17 protein-coding genes are annotated in these 25,127 nt (G+C 44.9%); 12 read left to right on the top strand and 5 right to left on the bottom strand.

From position 1 onward, the window contains the following. The first annotated feature begins 139 nt into the window (after window positions 1-139). The 6 genes from LZG73_RS13035 to LZG73_RS13060 all read left to right on the top strand — a co-directional run bounded on the left by LZG73_RS13035 (window position 140) and on the right by LZG73_RS13060 (window position 5,529). A complete protein-coding gene (locus LZG73_RS13035) occupies window positions 140-706 on the top strand; it encodes a hypothetical protein (protein WP_233850037.1) in 567 nt (188 codons plus the stop codon). A gap of 91 nt (window positions 707-797) precedes the next feature. Next, complete coding sequence (locus LZG73_RS13040; protein ID WP_233850038.1) at window positions 798-1,643, top strand: hypothetical protein; 846 nt, start codon at window positions 798-800, stop codon at window positions 1,641-1,643. 148 nt (window positions 1,644-1,791) lie between these two features. Next, window positions 1,792-1,947, top strand: coding sequence for a hypothetical protein (locus tag LZG73_RS13045; RefSeq protein ID WP_233850040.1), 156 nt, complete (start codon window positions 1,792-1,794; stop codon window positions 1,945-1,947). Between the two features lie 22 nt (window positions 1,948-1,969). Continuing rightward, a complete protein-coding gene (locus tag LZG73_RS13050) occupies window positions 1,970-3,103 on the top strand; it encodes a DUF692 family multinuclear iron-containing protein (RefSeq protein ID WP_233850042.1) in 1,134 nt (377 codons plus the stop codon). A 90-nt stretch (window positions 3,104-3,193) separates the two neighbouring features. Beyond that, the gene (gene glgP / locus LZG73_RS13055; RefSeq protein ID WP_233850044.1) at window positions 3,194-4,840 is read left to right on the top strand and encodes an alpha-glucan family phosphorylase; all 1,647 of its coding nucleotides are present in this window, start codon (window positions 3,194-3,196) and stop codon (window positions 4,838-4,840) included. Window positions 4,841-4,917: 77 nt separating this feature from the next. Then, window positions 4,918-5,529, top strand: coding sequence for a Uma2 family endonuclease (locus tag LZG73_RS13060; RefSeq protein ID WP_233850046.1), 612 nt, complete (start codon window positions 4,918-4,920; stop codon window positions 5,527-5,529). Here LZG73_RS13060 and LZG73_RS13065 read toward each other — a convergent pair. The 4 genes from LZG73_RS13065 to LZG73_RS13080 all read right to left on the bottom strand — a co-directional run bounded on the left by LZG73_RS13065 (window position 5,526) and on the right by LZG73_RS13080 (window position 9,287). Continuing rightward, complete coding sequence (locus LZG73_RS13065; RefSeq protein ID WP_233850048.1) at window positions 5,526-6,434, bottom strand: sugar nucleotide-binding protein; 909 nt, start codon at window positions 6,432-6,434, stop codon at window positions 5,526-5,528. The genes LZG73_RS13060 and LZG73_RS13065 overlap by 4 nt on opposite strands. Before the next feature lie 4 nt (window positions 6,435-6,438). After that, window positions 6,439-7,146, bottom strand: coding sequence for a peptidylprolyl isomerase (locus LZG73_RS13070; protein ID WP_233850050.1), 708 nt, complete (start codon window positions 7,144-7,146; stop codon window positions 6,439-6,441). Window positions 7,147-7,151: 5 nt separating this feature from the next. Next, on the bottom strand, window positions 7,152-7,745 hold the full coding sequence (locus LZG73_RS13075) for a hypothetical protein (RefSeq protein WP_233850052.1): 594 nt from the start codon (window positions 7,743-7,745) through the stop codon (window positions 7,152-7,154). Between the two features lie 117 nt (window positions 7,746-7,862). Further along, window positions 7,863-9,287, bottom strand: coding sequence for a BamA/TamA family outer membrane protein (locus tag LZG73_RS13080; protein ID WP_233850054.1), 1,425 nt, complete (start codon window positions 9,285-9,287; stop codon window positions 7,863-7,865). Between the two features lie 174 nt (window positions 9,288-9,461). On the opposite strand from LZG73_RS13080, the gene LZG73_RS13085 reads away from it, so the two are divergent. From LZG73_RS13085 to LZG73_RS13110, 6 genes are all read left to right on the top strand, one after another. Further along, window positions 9,462-9,692, top strand: a complete 231-nt coding sequence (locus tag LZG73_RS13085) for a hypothetical protein (protein WP_233850056.1) — start codon at window positions 9,462-9,464, stop codon at window positions 9,690-9,692. Window positions 9,693-9,859: 167 nt separating this feature from the next. Beyond that, a complete protein-coding gene (locus LZG73_RS13090; RefSeq protein WP_233850058.1) occupies window positions 9,860-13,240 on the top strand; it encodes a SusC/RagA family TonB-linked outer membrane protein in 3,381 nt (1,126 codons plus the stop codon). 36 nt (window positions 13,241-13,276) lie between these two features. Next, window positions 13,277-14,920, top strand: coding sequence for a SusD/RagB family nutrient-binding outer membrane lipoprotein (locus LZG73_RS13095; RefSeq protein ID WP_233850060.1), 1,644 nt, complete (start codon window positions 13,277-13,279; stop codon window positions 14,918-14,920). Between the two features lie 79 nt (window positions 14,921-14,999). Beyond that, window positions 15,000-16,274, top strand: coding sequence for a hypothetical protein (locus tag LZG73_RS13100; RefSeq protein ID WP_409014336.1), 1,275 nt, complete (start codon window positions 15,000-15,002; stop codon window positions 16,272-16,274). A 27-nt stretch (window positions 16,275-16,301) separates the two neighbouring features. Continuing rightward, a complete protein-coding gene (locus tag LZG73_RS13105) occupies window positions 16,302-17,657 on the top strand; it encodes a PhoPQ-activated pathogenicity-related family protein (protein WP_409014337.1) in 1,356 nt (451 codons plus the stop codon). A gap of 65 nt (window positions 17,658-17,722) precedes the next feature. Next, entirely contained in the window at window positions 17,723-18,952 is a 1,230-nt protein-coding gene (locus LZG73_RS13110; RefSeq protein WP_233850064.1) for a DegT/DnrJ/EryC1/StrS aminotransferase family protein, read from the top strand. A 36-nt stretch (window positions 18,953-18,988) separates the two neighbouring features. Here the strand turns inward: LZG73_RS13110 and LZG73_RS13115 are convergent, their stop codons facing one another. Continuing rightward, window positions 18,989-25,054 carry an alpha-2-macroglobulin gene (locus LZG73_RS13115; RefSeq protein WP_233850066.1) on the bottom strand — a complete coding sequence of 2,022 codons (6,066 nt, stop codon included), beginning with the start codon at window positions 25,052-25,054 and terminating at the stop codon, window positions 18,989-18,991. Between the last annotated feature and the right edge of the window lie 73 nt (window positions 25,055-25,127).

The raw sequence follows: 25,127 nt of genomic DNA on the forward strand, positions 1-25,127 counted from the left end.
CGCCCGGCGCTCGACGCCCGGCGAATTTTAGGAACAATAATTGAAAGGCTTAAACGGTTTAAAACATCGTTTAAGCCTTTTTTCTATTTTAGGTTTAACATTATATTAGTAATTGTTTTAGGCATTTAGAATTGTTGACATGCAGGAGATTGAGCCATATTATAATTGGGAAAAGCATTATGTAGCCAGCCATGACGAAAAATCACCCTTCTATGGCCGGACTTATAATTTAGATTATTATGAAAATGCGATTTATGGCTATTACATTCATCCGTTATGGGACGAAATCGGCTCTGAGACGCTGTATGTGAAAATTATTTTCGCAGATTACAACAAGCGCTATGTCGTTATTGAAATGTTTGGCGAGTGGAATGATGCCCTGCATAACGACATTATGTTTTTCAAGCGACAGGTTGTTGATCCGCTTGTGGATGAGGGCATTAACCAGTTTATTTTAATGGGAGAAAATGTGCTCGACTTTCACGGAAGCGAGGATGATTATTATGCTGAATGGTTTGATGACATTGAAGACGGCTGGATTGCGGCAGTGAATTTTAGAGAACATGTGGAGGAACAATGGAAGAAGTTCAGGCTGGATTATTACATTAATTTTGGCGGAACATTGCAGCTCAACAACTGGCGGACAATGCAGCCTGAGCCATTTTATGAGCTCATTAAAAAATTGATGATTAGAAGGTTAGAGTAGGAGAAAGCTTCCTCATTGCTTGCAACGTTGCCAACTCCTTTGTAGCTTTCGAATCAACTGTTACAAATTTCCCACCTTAAATCCCTTTCCAATGGCTGAAAACGAAAAACCCACACCCGAAGAAGTGACCGAATCACTTCAGAAAAAATTTGATGAGCTGAAAGAAGAAGCTGCTGATACAAAGGAGGAGATCGTGGATGAGGCCGAGGAAGTGAATGAGGATGCGGCGATATTTGAAACAGACAAGGCTGATGAACTGGAAGTTTTGGCGGAAGAAAAATTGGAAGAAGCGGAAGTGGCTGCCGATGGCGTGAAATCGGAAGTGTATGAAACTTTGGACGATTTGAAGGCAGCAGGCGAATCCAAGCTTGACGCCACAAAAGATGAAGCATTGGAATTGGAAGCAGCAGCGGCCGACGAGGTGGAAGATCTTAAATTAGCAGCAGCTGACAAAGTAGAAGATGTGAAAATTGCGGCGGAAGAAAAAACGGAGGAAGCAAAAGGGGTTGTAGCAACGATTAAGGAAGAAGCCGCAGCAAAAGCAGCTGATGTTGAGGAGGCTGCAACCGAAAAAGTCGAGGAATTGAAATCGGGCTTCTCGCAAAAAACGGAGCAGTTGCAAAATGAAGTTGAGCTCAACATTGCTGCTGGAAAGGTGAAAGCTGAGGAATTTTTGGCTGATTTCAGTGAAAAAGCAGAAGAAGTTAAGGAAGCTGCCGCGGAGAAATATGAGGACATTAAGGATGAAGTGCAGGAGAAGTTCGAAGAAGCCAAGGCCATAGCGGCTGAGAAACTGGCAGAAGCGCAGATCAAAGCAGAAGAATTGAGAATGAAAGCAGCTGAGGAAATTGAGGATATCAAGGAAGTGGCTACTGAAAAATATGAGGAAACAAAAGTAAAAGCGAAGGGTTTCTGGGCCAGGTTGTTTGGCAAGTGATATTAGAGATTTAGCAAAAAGGGCCTGTCAGATTCAATTCTGTCAGGCTTTTTTTGTGGGCGAAAAAATTTAATGCTAACGGTTACAACCAAATGAATTTCAATTGAATCTTCTAAAAAAAGACCAATTCACCTTAGCCAAAAACATCATGAAAGTCTCAAAATCTGTTTTGAAAGCCGTTGCAGTTGCTGTTACTGTCACAACACTCGCATCTGCATGCTCGGACGGCCTGATTAAGCCAGGCGGCGAAAAGACAAGCAAGACAAAAACTTTTGATAACTGCCCCGCCTGCGGAATGGGTTGATTTCTTTTGACATTGCTCTATTATGCCTGAAATATACGCTTCCATAGCCTGTAACCTCGATGCGCACATTTTGCAGGCATCGCTTCCATTGTTTGAAGAGGAAAAAGTGGAGGCAATTGAATGGTCGTTTGACGCGCTGTTTAATTTCAATGAGATCCCCTCATGGTTTACGGAGCTTGTTCGCGAATTCAGCGATCACAATCGGTTAATCGGGCACGGCGTTTACTTTTCTCTTTTTTCAGGAAAATGGTCGCCCGAGCAGCAGGAATGGCTTCATAGGCTGAGGAAAGTTTCTAACGAGTTTCATTTCGATCACATTACCGAGCATTTTGGCTTCATGACCGGAGCCGATTTTCACAAAGGCGCTCCCATTGGCATTCCGTTTACTACGCAGACATTGGCATTGGGGAAAGACCGGCTGCGAAGGATTCAGGACGCTTGCCGTTGCCCGGTCGGACTGGAAAATCTGGCCTTTTCTTATTCCATCGAGGAGGTCAAAAAACATGGGGACTTTCTCAACCAACTGGTAGAAAGTGTCAACGGTTTCATCATTCTTGATCTGCACAACCTTTATTGCCAGGTGCATAATTTTGACATCGCATTTGATGAAATTGTTAAATTATATCCGCTTGACAAAGTCAGGGAAATCCACATTTCGGGAGGCAGCTGGGACAAGAATCCGCTGAGAGGGAATAAAAAAGTCAGGCGCGACACGCACGATGCATCCGTTCCGGAAGCTGTCTTTCAATATCTCCGAAAAGCAATGCGGTTCTGCCCAAACCTGAAATTTGTGGTGATGGAGCAAATGGGCACGGCGCTTCATACGGTCGAGAGGCAGCAAATGTTTCGAAATGACTTTCTGCGCATGAGCAGCATTATCGAGTCATCTAATCTAGATCAGCAACATCCGACCAACACGTTTGCTCCCGTTTCTAATTTTAACATCAACGAGCCTCCATTGGAAGATTTGTTCTTGCACAGCCAGCAAGTGCAACTGTCGCAGATCCTCGAAAATGCAAGCAATGTTGACGAGGCGAGAGTAATGCTGCAATCTTCTGATCTTGCCAACACGGCCTGGAAAGTGGAAAACTGGGCTCCCTACATGCTGGAAACGGCGATTTCTATTGCTCATAAGTGGAAAAACGGTTTTTCCTAAGCCGGTTCCTCCACGAATTGATAGTTGATTTTTAATGATTCATGGTGTGATTTTTTATCTTTATGTTTTACACTAAAAAATCTTCCATTAATGTCACATCCTTCCCTTACGCTTCCCTATAAGCATCCGTTTACGCCGGACGCAAACTATAAAAAATCAGTTGCCTATTTTTCAATGGAGTTTGCGGTGGATCAGGCTCTCAAAATTTACTCGGGAGGACTGGGTTTTCTGGCAGGCTCGCATATGCGAAGCGTTTATGCATTGAAACAAAATTTGATTGGCATTGGAATGCTGTGGAAACACGGTTATTACGACCAGGGCCGCAAAAAAGACGGCAGCATGGAACCGGAATTCCGGGAAAAGATGTATTCGTTTCTTGTTGATACAAATATCCGTTTCCAGATTCCTGTGATGGGAAAAGATGTGTGGGTTGCGGCTTATTATCTTCCGCCAGATGTTTTCCAATCCGCTCCCATGTTCCTGTTAACCACTGACACGGACGGAAATGATGATACGACGCGGGCGATTTGTTATTCACTTTATGATGCCGATGTGCGTTACAAAGTTGCGCAATGCATGGTGCTCGGCATCGGCGGTGCGCGGCTTTTGGAGGAATTGCAATATGAGCCGGAGGTTTACCATTTCAATGAGGCGCATGCGGTTTCTGCCATTTTCCATTTATTTAAAAAATATAAAAAAGTGTCTGAGGTCAAAAAGCGTGTCGTTTTTACTACGCATACGCCGGAAGAGGCTGGAAATGAGAAGCATGACATTAATTTCCTCAATGACCTCGGCTTCTTTTCAGGCTTGGATCTGGGCACTGTGCGTAAGATTAGCGGCATTAAAGACGACACATTCAACCATTCGCTTGCAGCATTGAGCCTGAGCCGAAAAGCCAATGGCGTTTCAAAACTGCACGGGGAAGTGTCGCGGATTATGTGGAAATCATATCCGAAAATCGCGGAGATCGGGCACATTACAAATGCGCAGAATAACACTTATTGGGTTGATAGTCAGTTGGAAGCTGCACGCATTGCAAAAGATTCGGCAAAAATCGCTGCGCGCAAGAATGAGCTGAAAACAATTTTGTTCAAAACGGTTGCTGACCAATGTGGTAAAATTTTTGATCCCAATGTGCTTACAATCGTTTGGGCAAGAAGATTTGCTGCTTACAAACGGCCGGATATGCTTGTTTGGGATCTGGAACGTTTTCGGAAACTGATGGAAAACAAGGATCAGCCAATCCAGGTTATTTGGGCTGGAAAACCTTATCCGAAAGATGAGGGAGCGATAAGCACATTCAACAAGCTTTTTTACATGAGCCATCATTTCTCCAATATGGCTGTGCTGACAGGCTATGAATTAGCGCTTTCTAAATTGCTGAAAGATGGTTCGGACGTTTGGTTAAATACACCTGTGGTTACCCGCGAAGCCTCCGGAACCAGCGGAATGACGGCGGCCATGAATGCATCACTTAACTTATCGACATTCGACGGATGGATCTGTGAATTCGCCAAAGATGGCGAGAATTCATTCCTGCTGCCAGTTGCGCAAGGTGACGATATCAACAAACAAGATTGCGACGCATTGATGGATAAGCTGGAAACAACCGTCATCCCAACCTATTATGGTAACAAGGAGAAATGGCAACAAATGGTCCTCAACAGCATGAACGACGTCAACGTCGATTTCAACTCTGACCGCATGGCGCGTGAGTATTATGAAAAGCTTTATTGAGTGGCCGTTCTCAATAATTTTAAGGTTTTATTAAGCGTTACAAGATTGCTAAATTGCATCCTTTAAACTTACTCATCATGGATACATCATTGATCACAATGCCCGTGACCCTGAAAGTTGGGGATATCATGAGCGAGGATGAGTTCTTTCGGTTTTGCCAGATGAACGACATGCTTAGCTTCGAACGGGATAAAAACGGAAATATTATTTTTATGTCCCCGACAGGCAGCTTTACTGGACGCTTTACTTTACGAATAGCAAATAAGTTTTTTAATTGGCTCGAGAATAATGATATACCGGGTGAAGTGTTTGACTCATCAACCGGCTTTACGCTTCCAAATGGTGCAGTAAGATCTCCCGATATATCATGGGTGCCCAAAGAAAAATGGGATGCATTGTCGTGCGACGAACAGGAAAAATTTGCGCCCATTTGCCCCGATTTTATTATTGAAGTGCGTTCGAAATCAGATGACCTGAAATACTTGCAGGACAAAATGCTTGAATATATGGAAAACGGATGCCAGCTTGGGTGGCTTATTGACCGTTTTGGCGAGCAGGTTTTTATTTATGCTCCGGGCAAACATGTAGAAACGGTGAATGGCTTGAATGTTCAGCTTTTGGGTGATCCGTTATTTCCTGGTTTCGCTCTCGACTTGTCTGCGATTGAGAAATTGAATCCTGACCATTAAAAACCAATCTGCTTTGCCACCAGGGCGATTCCTTCCCGGAATGTGTGCGGTTCGTAGCCAAGTACATTCCGGGATTTTTTTAGGTCAAAACCGGTTCTCGGCGGCCTTCTTGCTGGTTGCGTAAATGATGAGGCGTCGGTTGGGGAAATGAGGGATTTGTCTAACGAAAAATAGTCGGCAGCCATGATCGCCATTTCATAAGGAGTCAGAAAATCTTTTCCGGAAATGTGAAAAATGCCTTTGGCGCGCTGGTCGGCAATTAAAAAACAACCCATTGCCAGATCTTCCGCTAACGTCGGTGTGCGGAACTGATCCGTTACGACTTTAATGGCCTTGCCTTCCTCCAATGACTTTTTAACCCAAAGAATAATGTTACTGCGGCTCATATCATGGGCTATGCCGTAAACCAGCACGGTGCGCGCAATCGCCCAGTCAATGTCGGAATTCAATAAAGCCTTTTCAGCTGCATATTTGCTCCAGCCATAAAAACTGATCGGATTCGGCGCATCCTCCTCACTATATGGGCCTGATTTTCCGTCAAAAACGAAGTCCGTAGAAACGTGTTCCAAGAAAATGTTGTGTTTCCTGCAAGCTTCAATGAGGATCTCGACGGAAGTGACATTCAATTTCCAGCAGGCGTCTTTTTCCACTTCGCATTGATCCACATTCGTCATGGCGGCTGTGTGGATGATGACGTGGGGTTTAACCAAGCTTAAAACGTTGTCAACATCACTTGCATCTGTAACGTCCATTTCCAGATAGCGATAACCTTCCGAAACATCCAGGCGATTTGCGCCTTTTGCCGTTGCTATGGTTTCAATAGCATTATTTCCGGCAAGCAGCGCGACAAGTTTCTGGCCAAGCAGACCATTGGAACCGGTGATTAAAATGCGTTTCTTTTCCAAGACATTAAGCTTCGTAGTTCCAACCGTATTTCCTGGTGATCTTTTTCTTCTTCATTTTCTTGACGGAGATCTGCATCGAAACGTTTTTCTCTGGACGATCGCGTTCGTCTTTTTCGACAGAGCCAATTTTGTCAACTACATCCAGTCCATCAATAACTTGCCCAAAAACAGTGTAAGAGCCATCCAGATGCGGTGTTCCGCCTATTGTTTCGTAAACTTTCCGTTGCGAATCCGTCAACTTCCGGGCAGCACGCGCAGCTTGTTTGTCCAAATCGTTTTTACTCCATTTCCGGCCCTGAACAATGTAAAACTGACATCCGCTGGATTCTTTTGCCGGGTTGTTATCACGCGCGGCAGCCAATGCGCCTTTTTGGTGAAACAGCTTGGGGCTGAATTCCGCAGGAATTTTATAACCATTATCGCCTTTTCCCAGCATATCATCCGGTTTGGCATTTCGTGAATTCGGGTCGCCGCCCTGAATCATAAAGTCATCGATGACACGGTGGAAAAGCAAGCCGTCGTAAAATTTGTCTTTGGATAATTTGAGGAAATTGGCTTTATGCTTGGGTGTTTCGTCAAATAGGATCAGCCGCATTGTGCCTTGTTCCGTTTTGATTGTTACAACTTCATCTTTTTTAGATGTCTTTTGAGCAAAGGCACCAACAGAAAACAGGCATAATGCTGCCAGAAGCAATGATTTTTGGTTTTTCATAAAATTTATTTTGCAGCAAGAACATTTTTATCAGTCGGGACGAACTGGAATTTTAACCCATAATCCTTTCCTTTTGACACATCTTCCATATTGATGCGAATTGACTTTTTAGTCCAAGTAACCTTGTTGGACTCTTCTTTTGGAGCTTCATATTGCTCGGTAAAATGCTTTTTTGCAGCGTTCCAAAGCTGTTTTGTCGCTTCGGGACTGTTGAGATAAACGTCGACCGTTATTCTGTTGACCTTTTTGTCCGGAGTCAAAAAATACTGAACATCAATGGTTTCCAGCTGTGGCGTTTCAGCTGTATAACCCAGATGATCAGCCACTTCTTCGAACATTTCAAAGGTTTCGGACGCCTTAACCTTGCTAACGGCGTCGCCAAACGCGATGCCACGCAAGACGCTTCCCTCCGCATTGTTTTCCCCCAGAATGGTTTGTAAAAGTGCCGACTGGTCACTGTTCAATTCATTGGTAGGAGCAGGCGCTTCCGTCACTGCCGAATCGGGTGTGCTTTCCGTTTTTTCATTGGTTTTGGTGTCACAGCCGATGATCACCGCTGCAAATAGCAGGCTGGTAATTGAGGTTTTAAGACTTTTCATGCATGTAGAGGTTCTTGTCATTCGGTTTTGATGTGAGTGTTAAAATAGTCGTGCCTTTATTCGGGAAAGGCTTTCAGTTGTGCAATGTAGCCATATTTCCATTTTTCAAAAACGATTTTAGAACTCGCGTGAAATGTTAAAGAAGAATCGCCGCTCGCCTTTTGCGTTCAATGTGAGATTAAATCTTGCCAAAATATTGTAAAAAGTAACGATATCCAGACCAGCACCGGCGCCGTAAAGCATTTTGTTTCCAAGCCTGGTGTTGCTGAGTTCAGGATAACTGTTTTTCACATAACCCGCATCCGCGATAGTGTTAAGATATGCCGCCAATGGAAGTGTGTTAAATTGCTTGATCGGGATAAAAGAAAAGTGTTTTTGGAATGAAAACAGTTTGTATTTTAATTCATTTTTAAGCAATGCATAATCCTGTCCATCAACAACATACAGTTCATATCCACGCACAAGATCATTCCTGTAACCGAGCCCGATTGTCTGTAAATATGGTTGGCGCTTAGGCAATGAAACGCGCCCGCGGACGCCTGTGTTGAAAAACCACCGCTTTGAGATCGGAATGTATTTCCGGTAAGAACCATAGAAATAGGTCATATCAACGTCGTCAGTTGGCAAAAGGCCGATTTTTGACAGCTGCAATGCCAGACTTTGTCCCTGCAAAGCATATTGCACATTGTCACGCTTATCGTAACTGAATGTGTAAGTAAGCTGAAAATAGCGCTGCAATGTGCGGCCTTTGAGCAAATAATTCGGATTCAGATTGGCAATCGTGTCTGAAATTTTACTGTAACTCCATCGCAGGTCGGCCGTGTGGAATGTATAATATTTGTTTCGGCGACTAATGCTGACATAGGAATAAAACCTTTCGCGGTTAATGTCCTCACTGTTAAAATATTGCAGTTTGTCGCGCCAGGTTCTGAATGCCGTCGTTTTATTGACAGAATAAGATGACCCAATGGTAATTCCGGTTTTCTGCGCCTTGTCGAGATATGGCAATGTGTAAGCAATCTCAAATTTTGGAATGAAACCGAACTCAGCTAAAAAACGAAGCTTGTCGGACCGGCCTGTAACATTGCCGTAACTCATGTAAACGCCGTAAGTTGTTCGTGACAAATCGCGTTTCCTTTCATACCACCATTCATTAAAATTACGGTCGGCAAGCTGAAAAACCGGGACAATGATCAAATACCAACGTTCCTTAACCACAATGCGAATATCCGTCCTGACCGAATCTGCATTGCTTTTTGGAATGAGGTCAACGGTGATGAAAAGGTTGGTGTTGATGATTTTGCGACGGTCAATTTCAAGCGTTTCGGCAAGCAGGTTAGCCTGCAAAGTGTCGCCCGTTTTGATTGCCATTTCACGCAAGATAATGCCCGTTCTTGTGCGGTGGTTGCCTTCCACTACAATGTCTCCCACCACGATTTTTCCGATTGTGTCAGTCTCAATTGTTTGAGCGTAAGCAGTTTGTAACAAGAATAAAACGAATAACGGAAAACAGCACTTCTTGTAGGGTATGATTAGCTTCATTCTTCACGGCCAGGTTTCAGTACAGAAACGATACATTGATTGAATATGGTGAATTTTTGGTAAAAATAAGGTTATCTAAATTCAGTTGCGGAAGCATTCAAAAAAACATATTCTGGCGAATAGTCTTTTCCCAAACCCTGCGAGTATCCCTACAAAGACTAAACGGCTATTACTATGTCACTTTCCCGGGCTGAAACTTTGATTAATAAACTGATCAACAACAAACTTTCCGGGGAAGAACTGTCTGAGCTGCTGGAAGGCATTAACAGTGCCGAAGATCAGCAAAAATACTCTGACGCCCTCGAAATTTACTTTGACTATCTGCTGAAAGAAAACCAGAATGGACAGGCTGGAAATGGTTTTTCTCAGAACGGAAATTCGTCCAATGGCCATGATAGTACGTAATGCTGCATTCCAAGTACACTACATGAAAATCGCCTTATGCTGCTCCTGTGCTGACACCCTCGATATGTGATTCAAACTTCTAACGCTTACAGTTTTTTCTCCTGTTATTATGACCAATGATAATCACCTAAAATTCAAAGATTATGAATCCAATCTCTATTATTAGTATGCGACGAATACTTTGGTGTTTGCTCGCGGTGGCATTTTTAGTTGCGCCTGAATGTGCTAAGGCGTTGAATACGCAAGTTTTGGACAAAACAATTACCGGAAAAGTATCTTCAAAAACAGACGGCACGCCAATGCCAGGTGTAAACATCATTGTTAAAGGAACACAGGTTGGAACTTCAACGGACGCTTCGGGAAATTACTCGATCTCCGTAAACGAGCAAGCGAAGCCGATTCTTGTATTTTCTTATATCGGCCATGAAAGCCAGGAGGTTGTCATTGGTAATCAATCGGTTATCAATGTTGATTTGGCAGAAGGCGCTGAAACATTGAATGAAGCTGTCGTAACCGCTTTGGGAATATCAAGAGAAAAGCGCTCGCTGGGATATTCGGTTGGGGATGTTGATGGTAAAGAAATCAGCCGTGTTGCTCAGGAAAACGTTTTGAATTCACTTTCAGGCAAAGTTCCTGGGGTGACGATCAGCTCTACGGGCGGCACAGGTTCGTCTGTAAGCATGGTTATTAGGGGAGCAACCTCGTTAAGCAATGATAATCAGCCCTTATTTGTTGTGGATGGGGTTCCCATTTCCAACACATTGAACAACATCAGCCAGATTGGTAACGATAACCGTGTGGATTATGGTAATGCAATTTCAAGCATTAACCCGGACGACGTGGAAAGCGTTTCCATCCTGAAAGGCCCGAATGCAGCTGCTTTGTACGGTTCGAGAGCTGGTCACGGCGTTGTGCTGATCACAACAAAAAGTGGAAGCAAATCCAAGAAAATGACCGTTTCGATCAACTCCAACACGGTTTTTGACAAGCCTTACAGATTTTTAGACATGCACTCGAAGTTTGCAACCGGCATTCTGCCATTCACACCGGAAAACAATCCTTATCCGGGCGGCGTGCTGCTTATTGACGAAAACTCGGCGGGTGGCGTTGGTCCGGAACTTGACAAAGGTTACAAAGCCGTGCAATGGAACAGCCCGAAAGACGAAAAAGGCAATCCAATCCCAACAGAGTTGATTTCGCACAAGGATAATGTGAAAAACTTTGTAAGAACGGGAATTACGACAACCAATGGTGTCTCCGTTTCAAATAGCAGCGAACTGGTCAACTATCGTTTGTCGTATTCCAATATGTCAAACAGAGGGATAATCCCGAACTCTGATTTGTTTCGTAACTCGCTAAGCATCAACTCATCATTGAAGGTGAGCAAGAAGCTTACGATCGGGACAAACCTGGATTTTAGTCGCAACAACTCCAACAACAGGCCCGCCACAAACCGCGGAACCAATCCCTTGCAATGGGCTTATGCTGTGTCTCCGCATATCGACATCAGGGATTTGAGAGATTATTGGGTGCCTGGCCAGGAAGGCTTGCAGCAATTGTCGCAGGGGCCAGGGGATTACAACAACCCTTATTTTATGGCTTATGAAGTAAATAACAGCTTCGTCCGCGATCGTTTGTTTGGTAATCTTAGGGCCGATTGGCAAATCACACCATTCCTGAGCGTAATGGGACGTTACTCGCTCGATACGTATAATGAGGATCGTGAAACCAAAATCGCCAATAGTTATACGAATGACAGCCGCGGCGCATATGGGGTCACCAATTTGTCAAGATTCGAGCGGAATGCTGATTTCCTTATCACTTATAAAAAGGAAATTAACGATCTGAGCTTGTCCGTTTCCGGTGGTGGAAATACGCGTTTTCAGAAAAATACGGACATTACAACTGCTACGAAAAACGGAACAGGGCTGACCATTCCGGGCTTGTTTAACATTGCCAACATCGCTCCCGCTAACCTCTCATTCAACAGTTATTTGTCACAGCGAGCCGTTTTCAGTGTTTACGGATTGGCTAATCTGGGCTTCAAGGACATGATTTATCTGGATTTGACCGCACGAAACGACTGGTCGAGCACGCTTCCAAAGGCGAACAGATCCTATTTTTATCCTTCGGCTTCTTTGAGCTTGATCCTCAGCGAAATGTTCCACATGAACAACCAGGTCAGCCTGCTGAAACTGAGAGGTGGCGCTGCTCAGGTGGGAAATGATACAAATCCTTACAGCCTTTTGGCAACGCTCGGCAATGCTGGGGCGTGGGACGGGGTGACCAGACTAAGCAAATCTGGGCAAATACTTTTACCAGATCTTAAACCAGAAATCGCGACTTCATATGAGGCGGGTCTTGATCTAAACCTGTTTAGCAACAAAGTGCGTTTGGCCGCAACTTATTATCAGGTTGAAAACAGAAACCAGATCATTCCAACCAAATTGCCAGGATCAAGCGGATTTACTTCGAAAAATATCAATGCAGGTTTGCTTGTGAGCAAAGGACTTGAACTTTCGCTGGGTGGAACGCCAATTGCGAAAAACGGCTGGAAATGGGATATCAATGCAAACTGGTCAAGAAACCGGACGACCATCAAGTCGCTTTCCGAAGGTCTGGAATTTTATACATTGTGGACGGATGCGAAAGGTGGTGCCTGGACGTATGTGGGCGATCAGATCGGCGACCTTTATGACTCAGAAATCGTGACGGTGAAGGATAAAAATTCTCCATATTACGGCTATCCGATCCTGGATGACGACGGTTCATGGCAAAGCATCAATGCTTCAAACACACGTAACAAGATCGGAAATTTCAATCCCGACTTCATTTTGGGCATGCAAACCTCCCTTAATTACAAAGGTTTCAGCTTGAACATGACTTTTGACTGGAGAAACGGCGGGGAGTTTGTTTCGCAAACTTATCGCTATGGCGAATCAGATCTTAAATCGCAGCGTTTCCTTGACAATTTGATTAATCCAAATGGCCTTTCCGGCGATCAGCTGCGCGATTATCTGGTTAACAATGACAAGGTTATCATTCGCGGCAACAACTTTCCGATCGTGGGCGGCCCTACCAAAGAATATGGTGGTTTCCCATTTGAATATGGCGGCAACACCTACGATTATGCTGTTTTCAATCCCGGTGTGATCGCGGAATATGATTCGGAAGGTGAAATCACGAGTTATGTTGAAAACCTGGGAGGCCCCGGCACTAAATACATTCCTTATGGTGATAACTATCCATGGAGCTTCACGCGTGCAGCAACATTCGACGCTTCATTTATCAAAATGCGTGAAATTTCCTTGGGTTATGACCTGCCAGCGGCTTTTGTAAAAAGAATTGGTTTGCAGAATGCCAATGTTGCCGTTTATAGCCGCAACATCATGCTTTGGACGAAGGCGAAGATCGGCATCGACCCGGAAATGGCTTTCCAGCAGGAAGCCAATGCGCAAGCCGGAACGCAGTTCAAGCAAGGAATTGAACGTTACAACGTAACGCCTTGGGTTATGCCAATTGGTTTCAAGCTTGGATTAACCTTTTAATTCTGAAAGACATAGTCTATTTAAATAAATAAACTCATGAGAAAATTTAGTATAAAATCGACCATATTCCCGCTGCTGCTGACTTGTCTGATGTTTTCGTGCAAAGACCTTTCAGAGCTGAACGAGAACCCGAATGGTGTAGGCCCTGAGACAGTGAACCCTAATTTGGTGCTTCCGACTGTGCTTACCGAGGCCGCAAAACTTTACGTGAATCTTGGTTATCAGGACATTGCCGGAGTTGTGCAGCACACACAGAAGGACGCCTGGTCGAGCGGTCACAATGATTATGACTGGGGTGGTGATCAGAGCTGGAATGCGTATTACGACATTTTGAGAAACAACGACTTGCTATACAAACGGTCTGTGGAGACGAATTTTGAGTTTCACCAGGGCGTGTCATTGGTCATGAAATCATTCATCTTCGGATTGATAACGGATCTCTGGGGCGACGCGCCCTATACCAATGCATTAGAAGGCGAAAATGGTGGAACCGACAATATTTTACCCGCCTTTGACAGTCAGGAAAAAATTTATGCCGGGGTAATTGCAGATCTTGAAAAGGCAAACACCATGCTTTCAAAAGGCAAGGCAGATTACAGCGGAATCGTGGACAATGTAGACGTCTTTTATGGCGGCGATCCTACAAAATGGCGAAAAATGGCAAATTCGCTGTTGCTGCGTTATTACATGCGTTTGTCCGCCAAGCAGCCAGAAATCGCAAAAGCAGGCATTGAAAAAATAGTCGCCAATGCAGCCCAGTTTCCAATTATTACAACAAATGCGGATGACGCCACCATGTCATTCCCAGGAAACAGCGAGGCAGATGCTTGGCCGGCAAATGCAGTCATAGATGCCAGCGGAAGCAACTATCGCCGTATAAAAATGGCAGCCACTTTGGTCGACAGACTGCAAGCGCTCAAAGATCCGAGACTCGCGATTTGGGCAAAAAAAGTGGAGATCCCATTGGTTGTAGATGCAAAACTTCCGGCTGGAACGGATAAGATTGTGGACGGCAAAAGATATTTGTCTCCGGACAAAGTTGGAAAAACGGTCGTAGACACCGATCCTGATTATGTAGGATTGCCAACAAGTTTCTCAGCGCTTCCTTCGGCCTACAATTTGAACCCCACGCCCGGGCAAACTTCCTTCAATCCGCACGTGTCGTTCTTGAACGAGATCTATAAAGAGGCAAAAGGTCCGTTGCTGAAAGCCAGGTTGATTTCTGCTGCTGAGGTGCATTTTATTCTCGCCGAAGCAGCACTCAAAGGCTGGGCTGCGGGCGTTGCCAAAGAGCATTATGAGGCAGGCGTGAAAGCATCATTGGGAACGTGGACTGTCGGCGATGATTATGACAAATACATTGCGCAGCCAGGCGTGGCTTTTGACAAATCGATCAAGCAAGTCCTTGAACAGAAATGGATTGCAAGCTGGACAGCGGCAACCGAAGCCTGGTTTGATTTCCGAAGAACCGGTTTCCCTGAATTAAAGGCTGGCCCGGCCGCAAAAAGACAAGTGCTTCCGTTGCGATTCTATTATATGCAGGATGAGCTGAGAATTAACAAAGCCAATGCAGAAGGAGCCGTTAGCAAGCTCGAAATTACTAGCTATTCGCAGGCCGACAAGGGAAACAGTCCTTGGTCGAAACAATGGCTTGTACAAGGAACCGGCAAACCCTGGTGATAAATCTTTGAATCTGGTGATGTAATCCAAACCGGGGCGTTCGTGTGATCGATAGCTCCGGTTTATTATTGGAAAGCCCGTGAAATACAAACTATTCCTAATCCTTACATTCTTCATAGTGCAATCGCTGGCTGCACAAGATCAGCCATTTAAGGCTGGCGCAGCATTGCGGGTCATTACACCTGATCCGCTCTTGCCCGTTTCAGGCGGCATTGGCACACCCAAAAAAACGACGCAAAAGCAAGGTGACCTGTTTGCCAGAGCACTCGTTCTGGAAAAAGGCGATGTCCGCATTGCGATAGTCAATGTTGACAACCTGGGTTGGCCAGCGGCATTAGGAAACAAATCCCGGGCCTTCATCAAAGGAATTGCGCCCGAAAACATCCTGATCGGTGCTACGCACACACACAGCGCACCCGATGCCTATGGCTTTCAAAATGAAAAAGGCGAGTCGGCGGTCGATCTGAAATATCTGGACAAATGTGTGCAGCAAATTGCAGATGCGGTCAATGAGGCCGTCAAAAATCTCGAAGAAGCTTCGCTTAAAATTGCGGTTGGAGAAGCCAAGGGTAAAATCGCTTACAACTATTATGCAGACCAATTGTATGATCCGCGATGCGGCGTGATTCAGGCGATTTCAAAATCCGGCGTAAATAAAGGAAAGCCAATTGCAACGTTGGTCAATTATGCCATTCATCCGGAGGTTCTTGGGTCGGGAAGAGGCATTTTAAGTCCCGATCTATGCGGACCACTTTATGAAAGAATTACCGCGCAGGGTGGCGGCATTGCCCTTTTTATGAATGGCGCGCAAGGCGGAATGGTTACGGCGGACGTGAGATTGCCAGACGGCAAGGAGGCCAATGACTGGGAGGAATGCAAACGGATCGGAACATTACTTGCCGACGAAGCAATGCGAATAATTAAGTCGGCCACTTTGCAGGATAATCCGACAATATTTTGTTCTTCCAAAAAGATAGAATTTCCCGTTGACTCCGAAATAATGCGCTACATTCTCAAAAACTCACCTATTAAAAATGAAATGGCGGGAGAAAACCGGATTGCAACGCGGCTTAATTTACTAAACATTGGAACCGCACAAATTCTCACGATCCCGGGAGAGGCCTTGCCGAATATTGGTTATTATGTCAAGCGTCACATGAACACCGAGCAGCCTTTTCTTTTTGGACTTACCAATGATGCATTTGGCTATATGCTAACGAAAGTGGATTTTAATAGTTTCAAACGATATGAATATGTGAGCAGGACGAGTCTTGGTGAAATGACGGGAGAAATCTATATAGAAGAAGCGCTGAGATTGATCAAAGAAAGTCCCGCCGCACAGCATGAAAAATAACATTTACAATTACTAAACGCAATGAATATGTCTTTTAGAATAAACCTTTCTTTCAAAATCATTTTATTCCAATTGCTTTTAATAACCGCCGCCTCTGCGCAAAAAATCACACCTGAAACTGCATTAAAAAGTTATCTGGATAACGGCGACAAAACCTTCAAGTGGGAGCTGAAAGAGACATTCAAAAGGGGCGACGTCACTTTTTACAATCTTCTGGTAACCTCTCAAAAATGGCGCGAATTTGTCTGGACGCATCAATTAACGGTTATCGTTCCCAAAGAAAATAAGCATGATGATGCATTGCTTTTTATAACCGGCGGGTCCAACACGAAAGAACTTCCCAATTGGAACACCAAGCGCGATGACAAACTTTACGACCCGCTAGCCGACATGGCGACTACAAATAAAGCAATTGTAGCATTGCTGAAACAAACGCCTAATCAGCCGTTTTTCGATGATCTGACGGAAGATGCGCTCATTTCTTACACGCTTCATAACTTCAAAAAAGACAAAGATTACAGCTGGCCGCTGCTTTTTCCAATGGTAAAAAGTGCAGTGAAAGCAATGGATGTGGTTCAGCAGTTTTCCAAGCAAAAACTGAATCATGAGGTGAATAAATTTGTGGTAACCGGTGCCTCTAAGCGAGGCTGGACCACTTGGCTCACCGGAGCAAGCGACGCACGCGTGGAGGCCATTGCACCAATGGTTATTGACGTTTTGAACATGCCCGTAAGTCTTGATTATCAGATCAAATCCTGGGGTGAATACAGCATTCAGATCGAAGATTATGTCAAATTGGGAATCCCGCAATCAACCGGCTCACCAGACGGCGAAGCAATTACAAAAATGATTGACCCATATTCTTACCGCGATAAACTGACCATGCCGAAGATGATTTTCATGGGCACCAATGATGAATATTGGGTGGTGGATAACATCAAAAATTATTTGGATAAAATCCCGGGTAAAAACATGTTGCATTATGTCCCGAACGCTGGCCACGACCTGGGCGACGGCAAGCAAGCCATGGAAGCGTTAAGCGCATTCTTCGGTGCCACGATCACAAAAACGCCATATGCCGAATGTAAATGGACACAATCCGCTTCAAATAATGGTGTAAATCTGGACATTAAGGCAAGCGCGGATGCCTTGGTGGATGTGATTTTATGGTCTGCCCAATCAAAAGATCAGGATTTGCGGAATGATGTCTGGACAAGCAAAAGTCTGGGGATCAAGAAAAAGTCAGATGTAAAAATCTCTGAAACATTCCCCGCAAGTGGTTTCAGGGCATTTTATGTGGATCTGAAATATCAAACGCCTCAGGGTAAGACTTATACGGAAAGCACCAGGGTGTTTTTGACAAACGATAAGGCTGTTTTGTAAATAAAACCTGCCAAGGGTTTTGGTAATAGTTGATAAAATTCAGGCGCAACAAACCAGGAATAATCGTGCAAAGCATTGACAAAAAGCATCAACTGGCGATAAACGGAGGTCCGAAAGCGGTTGATAAAGAATTTCCATGGCCGATCTTTGACGCGCAGGATGTAGATGCCGTTACAGCAATTGTGCAGAGCGGTAAATGGGGAAACCCGGATTGCGGCGACGAAGTGGCAAGGTTTGAAAATGATTTTGCGGCCTATTGTGGAAGTAAATATGCCATTTCGTGCGTGAATGGTTCGGTTTCGCTAAGACTTGCGCTGATTGCCTGCGGTATAAAACCCGGAGACGAGGTGATTGTTCCGCCTTATACATTTATCACAACAGCCTCATCTGTAATCGAATGCAACTGCGTTCCGGTGTTTGCGGACATTGATCCCGATTCTTACAACATCAGTCCTGCGGCGATTGAAGCGGCGATTACAACCAGAACAAAAGCCATCATTGCCGTTCATTTTGGTGGATTAGCCTGTGACATGGACGCAATCCAAGACATCGCCAAAAGATACGGGTTAAGGGTGATTGAAGATGCCGCTCATGCGCACGGAGCATCATATAAAGGAAAAAAACTCGGCTCGATTGGCGATATTGGCAGTTTCAGTTTGCAATCGTCCAAAAACCTGACTGCTGGCGAAGGCGGCATTGTGGTCACCGACGATGAGAAGTTGTATGCCATGATGCGGTCGTTGCGAAATGTGGGCCGCATTGAAGGCGGGCAATGGTATGATCATTATAATCCAGGCTGCAATTACCGGATCACGCAAATGCAAGCCGCTTTGCTTTCGCAGCAGCTGACAAGATTGGAAGCGCAAACGCAAAAGCGCAATGATAATGGTTTGTATCTGAATCAATTATTAAAAGATATTAACGGCGTTACGCCGCTTGAAAGGGGAGCGGCGATCACCATGCATTGTTATCACATTTACATTTTTAAATATGATTCCGATGCCTTTGGCGGTTTGCCCAAGAATGATTTTGCGGCCATATTAGCCGCGGAAGGCGTCCCCTGTTTCAAAGGTTATCCGCATCCATTATATCAGCAACCGCTATTTCAAAACAAGAACTTCATGTGTTACGCCATCCCGGACCACGTTGATTACAGCAACGTCCATTGCTCCGTCGCCGAGCAAGCCTGCGAAACGGATGCAGTTTGGATTTTACAACACGCCATGCTAGGCGAAAAGGAAGACATGGAAGCATTTGCCAATGCGATTCTGAAAATTCAGGAGGCGGTTGTGTAACTCAAAAGCTGCCTCCTGACCATTCTCATTGTCCGATCACTTCCCAACTCGAATCCTGATTCCCTCGCTGTGGGCTGTGAACTCTGGGGCGTACATGCATTGGATGGTTGTGATGCCGTTGCTAAAATTGCCTTCCTGATTGATGAATAGTGCATATTCGAAGACGTAAGTGCCCTTGCGCAATGAGTTGAAAAAGAAATTGGTGCTGGCGTCTTTCGTGCTTTCGTAGTAACCGAGTCCGTCTTGCCATTTGTAACTGCTGAGCACATTGACAGGTTCCAGTCCCGATGCCCGCATATCTTTCATGTGCACATATTCCATGTCTCTGTCTGCCCGCAGCTCGATTCTAACTTTGACTTTGTCGCCAACATGTAGCATATCGCCCTCATTAACAGGCATCAATACAGGGCCACGGTCTGAATTTCTCTCAATGAATAGCTTTTTGGACAATTTGAGTGGCGTTTCTGAAAACGTTATTTTATCCAAGTCTTCAAAATATTGCCAATAAACAGCGCCCCAGGACGGCGCGCTTGCATTGTCACTTTCGCCACTGACATTAACTTTGATGTCACCCATTGCAGCAGTAATCTTTTTTCCGGCAATGGCGGTTTTGAAATAACCCGTTCCCGCTTCGACATCGCCCGCATCCAGTTTCGTTTCAGCAAGACTTACCGTAACTGTCCGGTTTGCCGCGAGCCAGTTGCTTCCCGTCATGAGCAAAGCATAGCAGGCCTCCGCGGTGGCTTTTGTGCTTTCCCAATTGTTGGTTTGTTTGTTTTTCAACAACCACGTTTTCATGCCATCAACGGCGGCAACATCATTGCCGATTTCCTGAAAAGCCTCAATCAGTAAGGCCTGGCGCTCAATTGGCGCTTCATACCACCACCAACCGCGCTGGTTGTTTTTCCAATACATGCCCATTTCTTCATGGTTAATGGCAGTTTCTTTCAGCGATTTGAGAATCGCGGCAGGCGTGGCTTTGTCATTTGCGCGGTGCAGAACGATCGCACTCATTCCTTGCATGTATTTGGTTTGCACCGTCCAGCTGAGCCTGGTCCGCTCCATAAAATATTGAAAAGCTTTCTGAGCAGAGGCCGCTACGGATTCTTTGAAAAAGCTGCGCATATATAAATATTGGATCACCAGCTGGGATGGATTATACGCTTTCATATCCTGCTTGTGCTTCAAAAGATCATTGTAGTCATCCGCAATTCGTGCATCAAGATAGGGCAGGGCAGCCTTAATAATCGCTTCCAAATCCGTTTCCTGACCTTTTTGAACAGCATTTGATTTGCGTAAATGTCCTATGCCGGTCAAAATGTATTGCGTCATGTAACGATCATCCGGCCCGCCTTTGAACCACACGAAACCGCCATTTGAACTCTGCAACTGCCGCAATTTTTGCGCTGCATTACTCAGCTCGTTTGTCATTCTGAGGAGGTCAAATAATAACGCAATGTTCTTCTTTTGCTCCGATTCGGTTTTTGCTGCAAGCACCCAAGGCGTTTCCTCCAAAACAATCACTTTCAATTCCAGATTTTTTTGAAGATTGCTTAGCAATGCAGTCGTATCGCTTTTACGCCATTTCTCGAAAATCTGCGCAATCCGCGGCGAACTCGTCACAACGGTTGCAGCCAGCGAATTGGCATAATAACGGTTCCACGTCTGCTCCGCACAATCATATGGATATTCCATTAGGTAAGGAAGCGCCTGCACGGCAAACCAGGCTGGATTGCTTGCGTATTCAATTGTTAGTGAATGATTTGTCAGCGTATTTGCAGTCTGTGAATCAAGGAGTTTTTGGAATTTGAACTGCTTGCTGCCTGTTCCGCGCATCGACAATGGCATGGTTTCGGTTACCAGCATGCGATTCGATAACACGGGCAAGATGTTTTCCTCTGCGTCCGAAAAGTTGCCGGCTTTTGCCGTCATCCGCCAGGTGATCGTTTTGGAATAATCCTTCGGGATTTGAAATGCAAACCGCGCGGCTGTGCTTTGCCCGGCTTCAACGGAAAAATCCTGCGCCAATGTATTGTTTGCAAACAGCGCGTCAATCGGCTCATTCGTTTCTGTGTCAAAGAGTTGCAATGCGATTTTTCCGCTTAATGCCTTTTCTGACAAGTTGGCGACTTTTCCAGAAAAAACGATCTGATCGCCTTCGCGCAAGAAGCGCGGCGGATTGGGCTGAATCATTAAATCCTTTTGGGTTAAAATTTCTTTGCTGCTATAACCCAATGCCATGTCTTTTGTATGCGCCAAAGCCTGGAACTTCCAGCGCGTCAATGCTTCCGGCATTGTAAAAGAAAACGTAATCGCGCCATTCTTATCGGTTTTGAGATCAGGTAAGAAGAATGCTGTTTCATTGAAATTTTTACGGATCGTCGAAGCCAGTGGCTCATTTGCGGGTTTAGAAGCGGCGCTTGACTTTACGCCATAGCCTATTGTAACAACCTTGCTCAATTCCGCAGCATCTTGACCAATTGGGACAGTTTCAGCAACTACTGATTCCTCAATTTCCTTGTTAGATAAGTTATCATCGCTTGCCTTTTGTGTCACACTGCCTCGCAACTGGATTCGTCTTCCACCGCCGCGTGGGGATCGGTTGTAAGGGATGTGCGTCCCCATTAATTGGTCATATCTTTTTTCAAAACTTTTATATTGATCAAATGTATAATTGATCATTTGGCCGTCTTTTGGTGCGAAACTTAGCCCATTGCTCCATCTCGCTATTCCAGGGTAAATCGGCCAATGTTCCGGCTTACTCCATTGATGCGGGTAAAACTGATCCAGCGATGCATCGTACATGCCTGCGAGCATTTCTGCTGCGACTTTGTCCTTTTTGTAGCCTGAAATCCTGACTTTCCATTGCTCCTTGCTGCCCGGTAAAGTTTTGTCACGGAATGTTTCGTACTCAATTCTCAGGTCCTTATTTGTCCACGGAACATCCACGAGCTCCTGATGCTGGTGCACGCGATTGTGCTTTACAAACATATAATCGATGCCATAGCCGCCCCGGTCCGCCTCGTTTGCAGAAATATCGAATGTGCGCTTTTCGTTGCTTAGTCTAAAAAATGAGAAGCTATCCGGATTCCGTTTGCGGCCTGCACTACTGATGACAAACACGTCACTGGCGGAGGTTGCCAATTTCACAGTCGTTTTCTCACCAGGTTCAATGGCTTCGCTGTTTTCCGCTGAAATATATTGTGGATAAGCTAGCTTAGTTGCTTGTATATCAGTAATTTCTGTAAATTTTACGTCTTTAACTTCGGCGCCGCTATCGTCTTTTGTAATTAATTCAATTTTGTAAAAGCCTGCGGTCAATGTCCATTTTTCAACTAGAAATTTCTCATTTTCAGTAAGCATGGCCGTCTTTTCGAAGATTACATTTTGCACCGGCCAGCTCTCCTGCTCGGTTTCGTTATCATATTCATCGTGCGGAAATGCTGCAATAAACTCGGCTTTTGTCATGACAAACAAATCCGGATTCTGCCAGTAACGCGGGCGGATTAGCCTGTTTTCGGGTGTAATGCGGAATATTTTTACAGTTATTGGCGCCGATACAAACTCGCCGTTCATATTTTCCGTCCTTATTTTAAAGGCATTGAGGCTGTCGATGGCGATCTTTTCAGGAATATCCGCTTTGAGCATAACTGACTTATAACCAACCGAAATATGGGTTTGCGCGCTTCGTGTTTCACCATTGATGTCAGTCACATCCGCGTAAACGGTGAAATCAAACACTGGCTCAATGTTCTTGTTTGTTTTAGCATTGGGAATGGCTTCAAAATCAATGTGAAATTTTCCGGAAGCATCCGTAATCGTCTCGCCGTGGACAATTTCCTGCGGTTCAGCAGTCGGGAAATATCTTGACTTATAAAACCAGGGATACAAAAATCTTTCGCTGCGCACAACGCGATAAGTAACTTTCGCACCGTTAATAAAATTTCCCGAATAGGCAGTTCCAATGCCGGTGACTTTGATGGTGTCGCCCAGTTTGTAAGTGCCTCGTAATGTGTCAAATTGGACCGCAAACTTGGGTTTTTTGTATTCTTCCACATGAAAGAAAACGGTTTGTCCGTCTGCGACGATGGAAAATTGTCCGTTCAATGTGCCTTGCGGAAGCACGAATGTTCCGTTGAAGCTGCCGAAAGCATTCACAGTTTTGCTGGCCTGCTCAATTTGCTCATTATTAGCGTTTTGAAGTGCAATTTTGAAAGCTTTTGTTTGATCCTTTAACACATTTTTCCCATCCGCAACAATTGCTTTGTAATAGACAGTCTGGCCGGGGCGATATAAACTTCGGTCGGTGAAAAGGTAAATTTTTGACTCAACATCCTGTTCAGCGTCATTGTAATAGGTGCTGGATTGCTCCTCAATAAACAATTTGTCGTTTCCGCGCATGATTTCCAGCATTTGATTTCGCTCCTCCCACTTGCTTATCACCGTTTTGTCCTTGACATAGCCATTTTTGTCAGCTTGGAGCGTTGCGCTTTTTGTGGATTTATAGGCACGTGTCGCATAGTCGTATTTCGAGTTCCAGATTGTGACATTGGCGCCTGCCAGCGGCTGTCCCGTTTCTCTGTCCAGAACAAAAATGTCGCTGTGCCTTTGCAAGTAACTGATGTTGCTCACATAAAACATTCTTACACCCTGAATGCCTCTTTTCTCTGCAAAACTGCCTTCTGAGCTTGCAAACAGCACATATTCGCCCACCGGCAGGCCTTCGACCTTAATTTCTACACCATGTTGCTGATAGTCTTTCGTGTCTGGCAGTTGCTGTTCCCAAGTCCGGATCGGCGTAAGCTTGCCTACGGACTTGAAAATCTCCTGCATGTCATATTTCTGAAAGCTCATCTTGATCGCATCTGTTGTTTTTACGATCCGCAAATGCAGTTTTCGCAGGTTTTTATATTCCAGAAATGTCAGAAATGGTTTCTCAGGAATGTTCACCTGCTCAGTTGTAAACTGCAAATCTTGCCTTTTAATGCTGTTAAGCAGATTGAATGCATTGATGCCGCCCTCTGTTTCCGGATTCTCCGCAATGATTTTTTCGCAAATCGAAACAGCTATTTTTTTCTCAAAACGATGTGTCGAATCGCCACCGGCTTTATATGTATTTCCATTTTCGTCATGATATGCAGCTTTCAAATACCAGGCTTGCGCTGCTGCCGGAGTTTGCTGATATTGACCCGCTAAGTGGCTGATTGCCATGTAATAAAGTGAATCAGCATCCGGATGAATCGATTTTTGCCTCACAAACTGCAAGCGCATGATGTCCACATCGATCAATGCATCCGGCTGCGGATCGTTGATGTGGAATGCGATTAGTTTTTGATACAATTGCAGGGCAAAGAATTCCAGTGAAGTGCTGTCTTTTGTTTCAAATTTCCGGTGAATGAAGTCTGCTGCCGGATCAAATGCGGAAGCTTTATCAATTACAAAAGCATAGGACGGCTTTTTGATGTCGCGCTCGTCTGACGCGAAATAGTTCAATGCCTTTTGCGTAAGCAAGTCGTATAATGTCGGGCGCAGATTCCGGGCATTTCCTTTTGCAATAATGGCATCATAAGGTTCGAGCCGGGTCTGCTTTAATAATGTTTCGTTGGCAATCGATTCCAGATATAATGTGCTGATTTTCTGGTGAAAATCTTCCGTTGCCCACGTGCTAATGTCGTCTTTATTAGACCCGATTGTGGCGGTGCGCTCATAAATTTTCCAGCGAACATTTTGATAATAACCATAATAGCTCAATGCGAGTAAATTGCTGAGAATGGATTTGGCTGGCTGACGGCTCGCTGCGACTTCCTTTTCCAGTTCCGCAATCAAACTTGCACCATCGTCTTCCCGCGTTTCAGTTTGCAGGTTGATCATGAAAACAGCCGCCTTAATCACCTGCGCGTCCTGATTTTCCTTTTTAGCCAAATCATAAATCCGTTTCACCTCCTCGAGTGCCGACTTGGGCAGGTTGTTCTTTTGGTGACCCGCAACGACCTTCCATTGAGCGTCATACGTTTTGATCTTGTCCTGACCTTGGGCGTGCATAGGGGAATAACACATTAAAAAGATGAGAAAATAGCGGAGGTTATGCGAGAATATTTTCATGTTATAGGGTCAAGAATGCAGCTTATTAGGAACGAATTGCTGCCTGCTCATTGTCGGCAGGAGTTGTGTTAAA

It is taken from the genome of Dyadobacter sp. CY326 (assembly GCF_021390515.1).
GTDB lineage: Bacteria > Bacteroidota > Bacteroidia > Cytophagales > Spirosomataceae > Dyadobacter.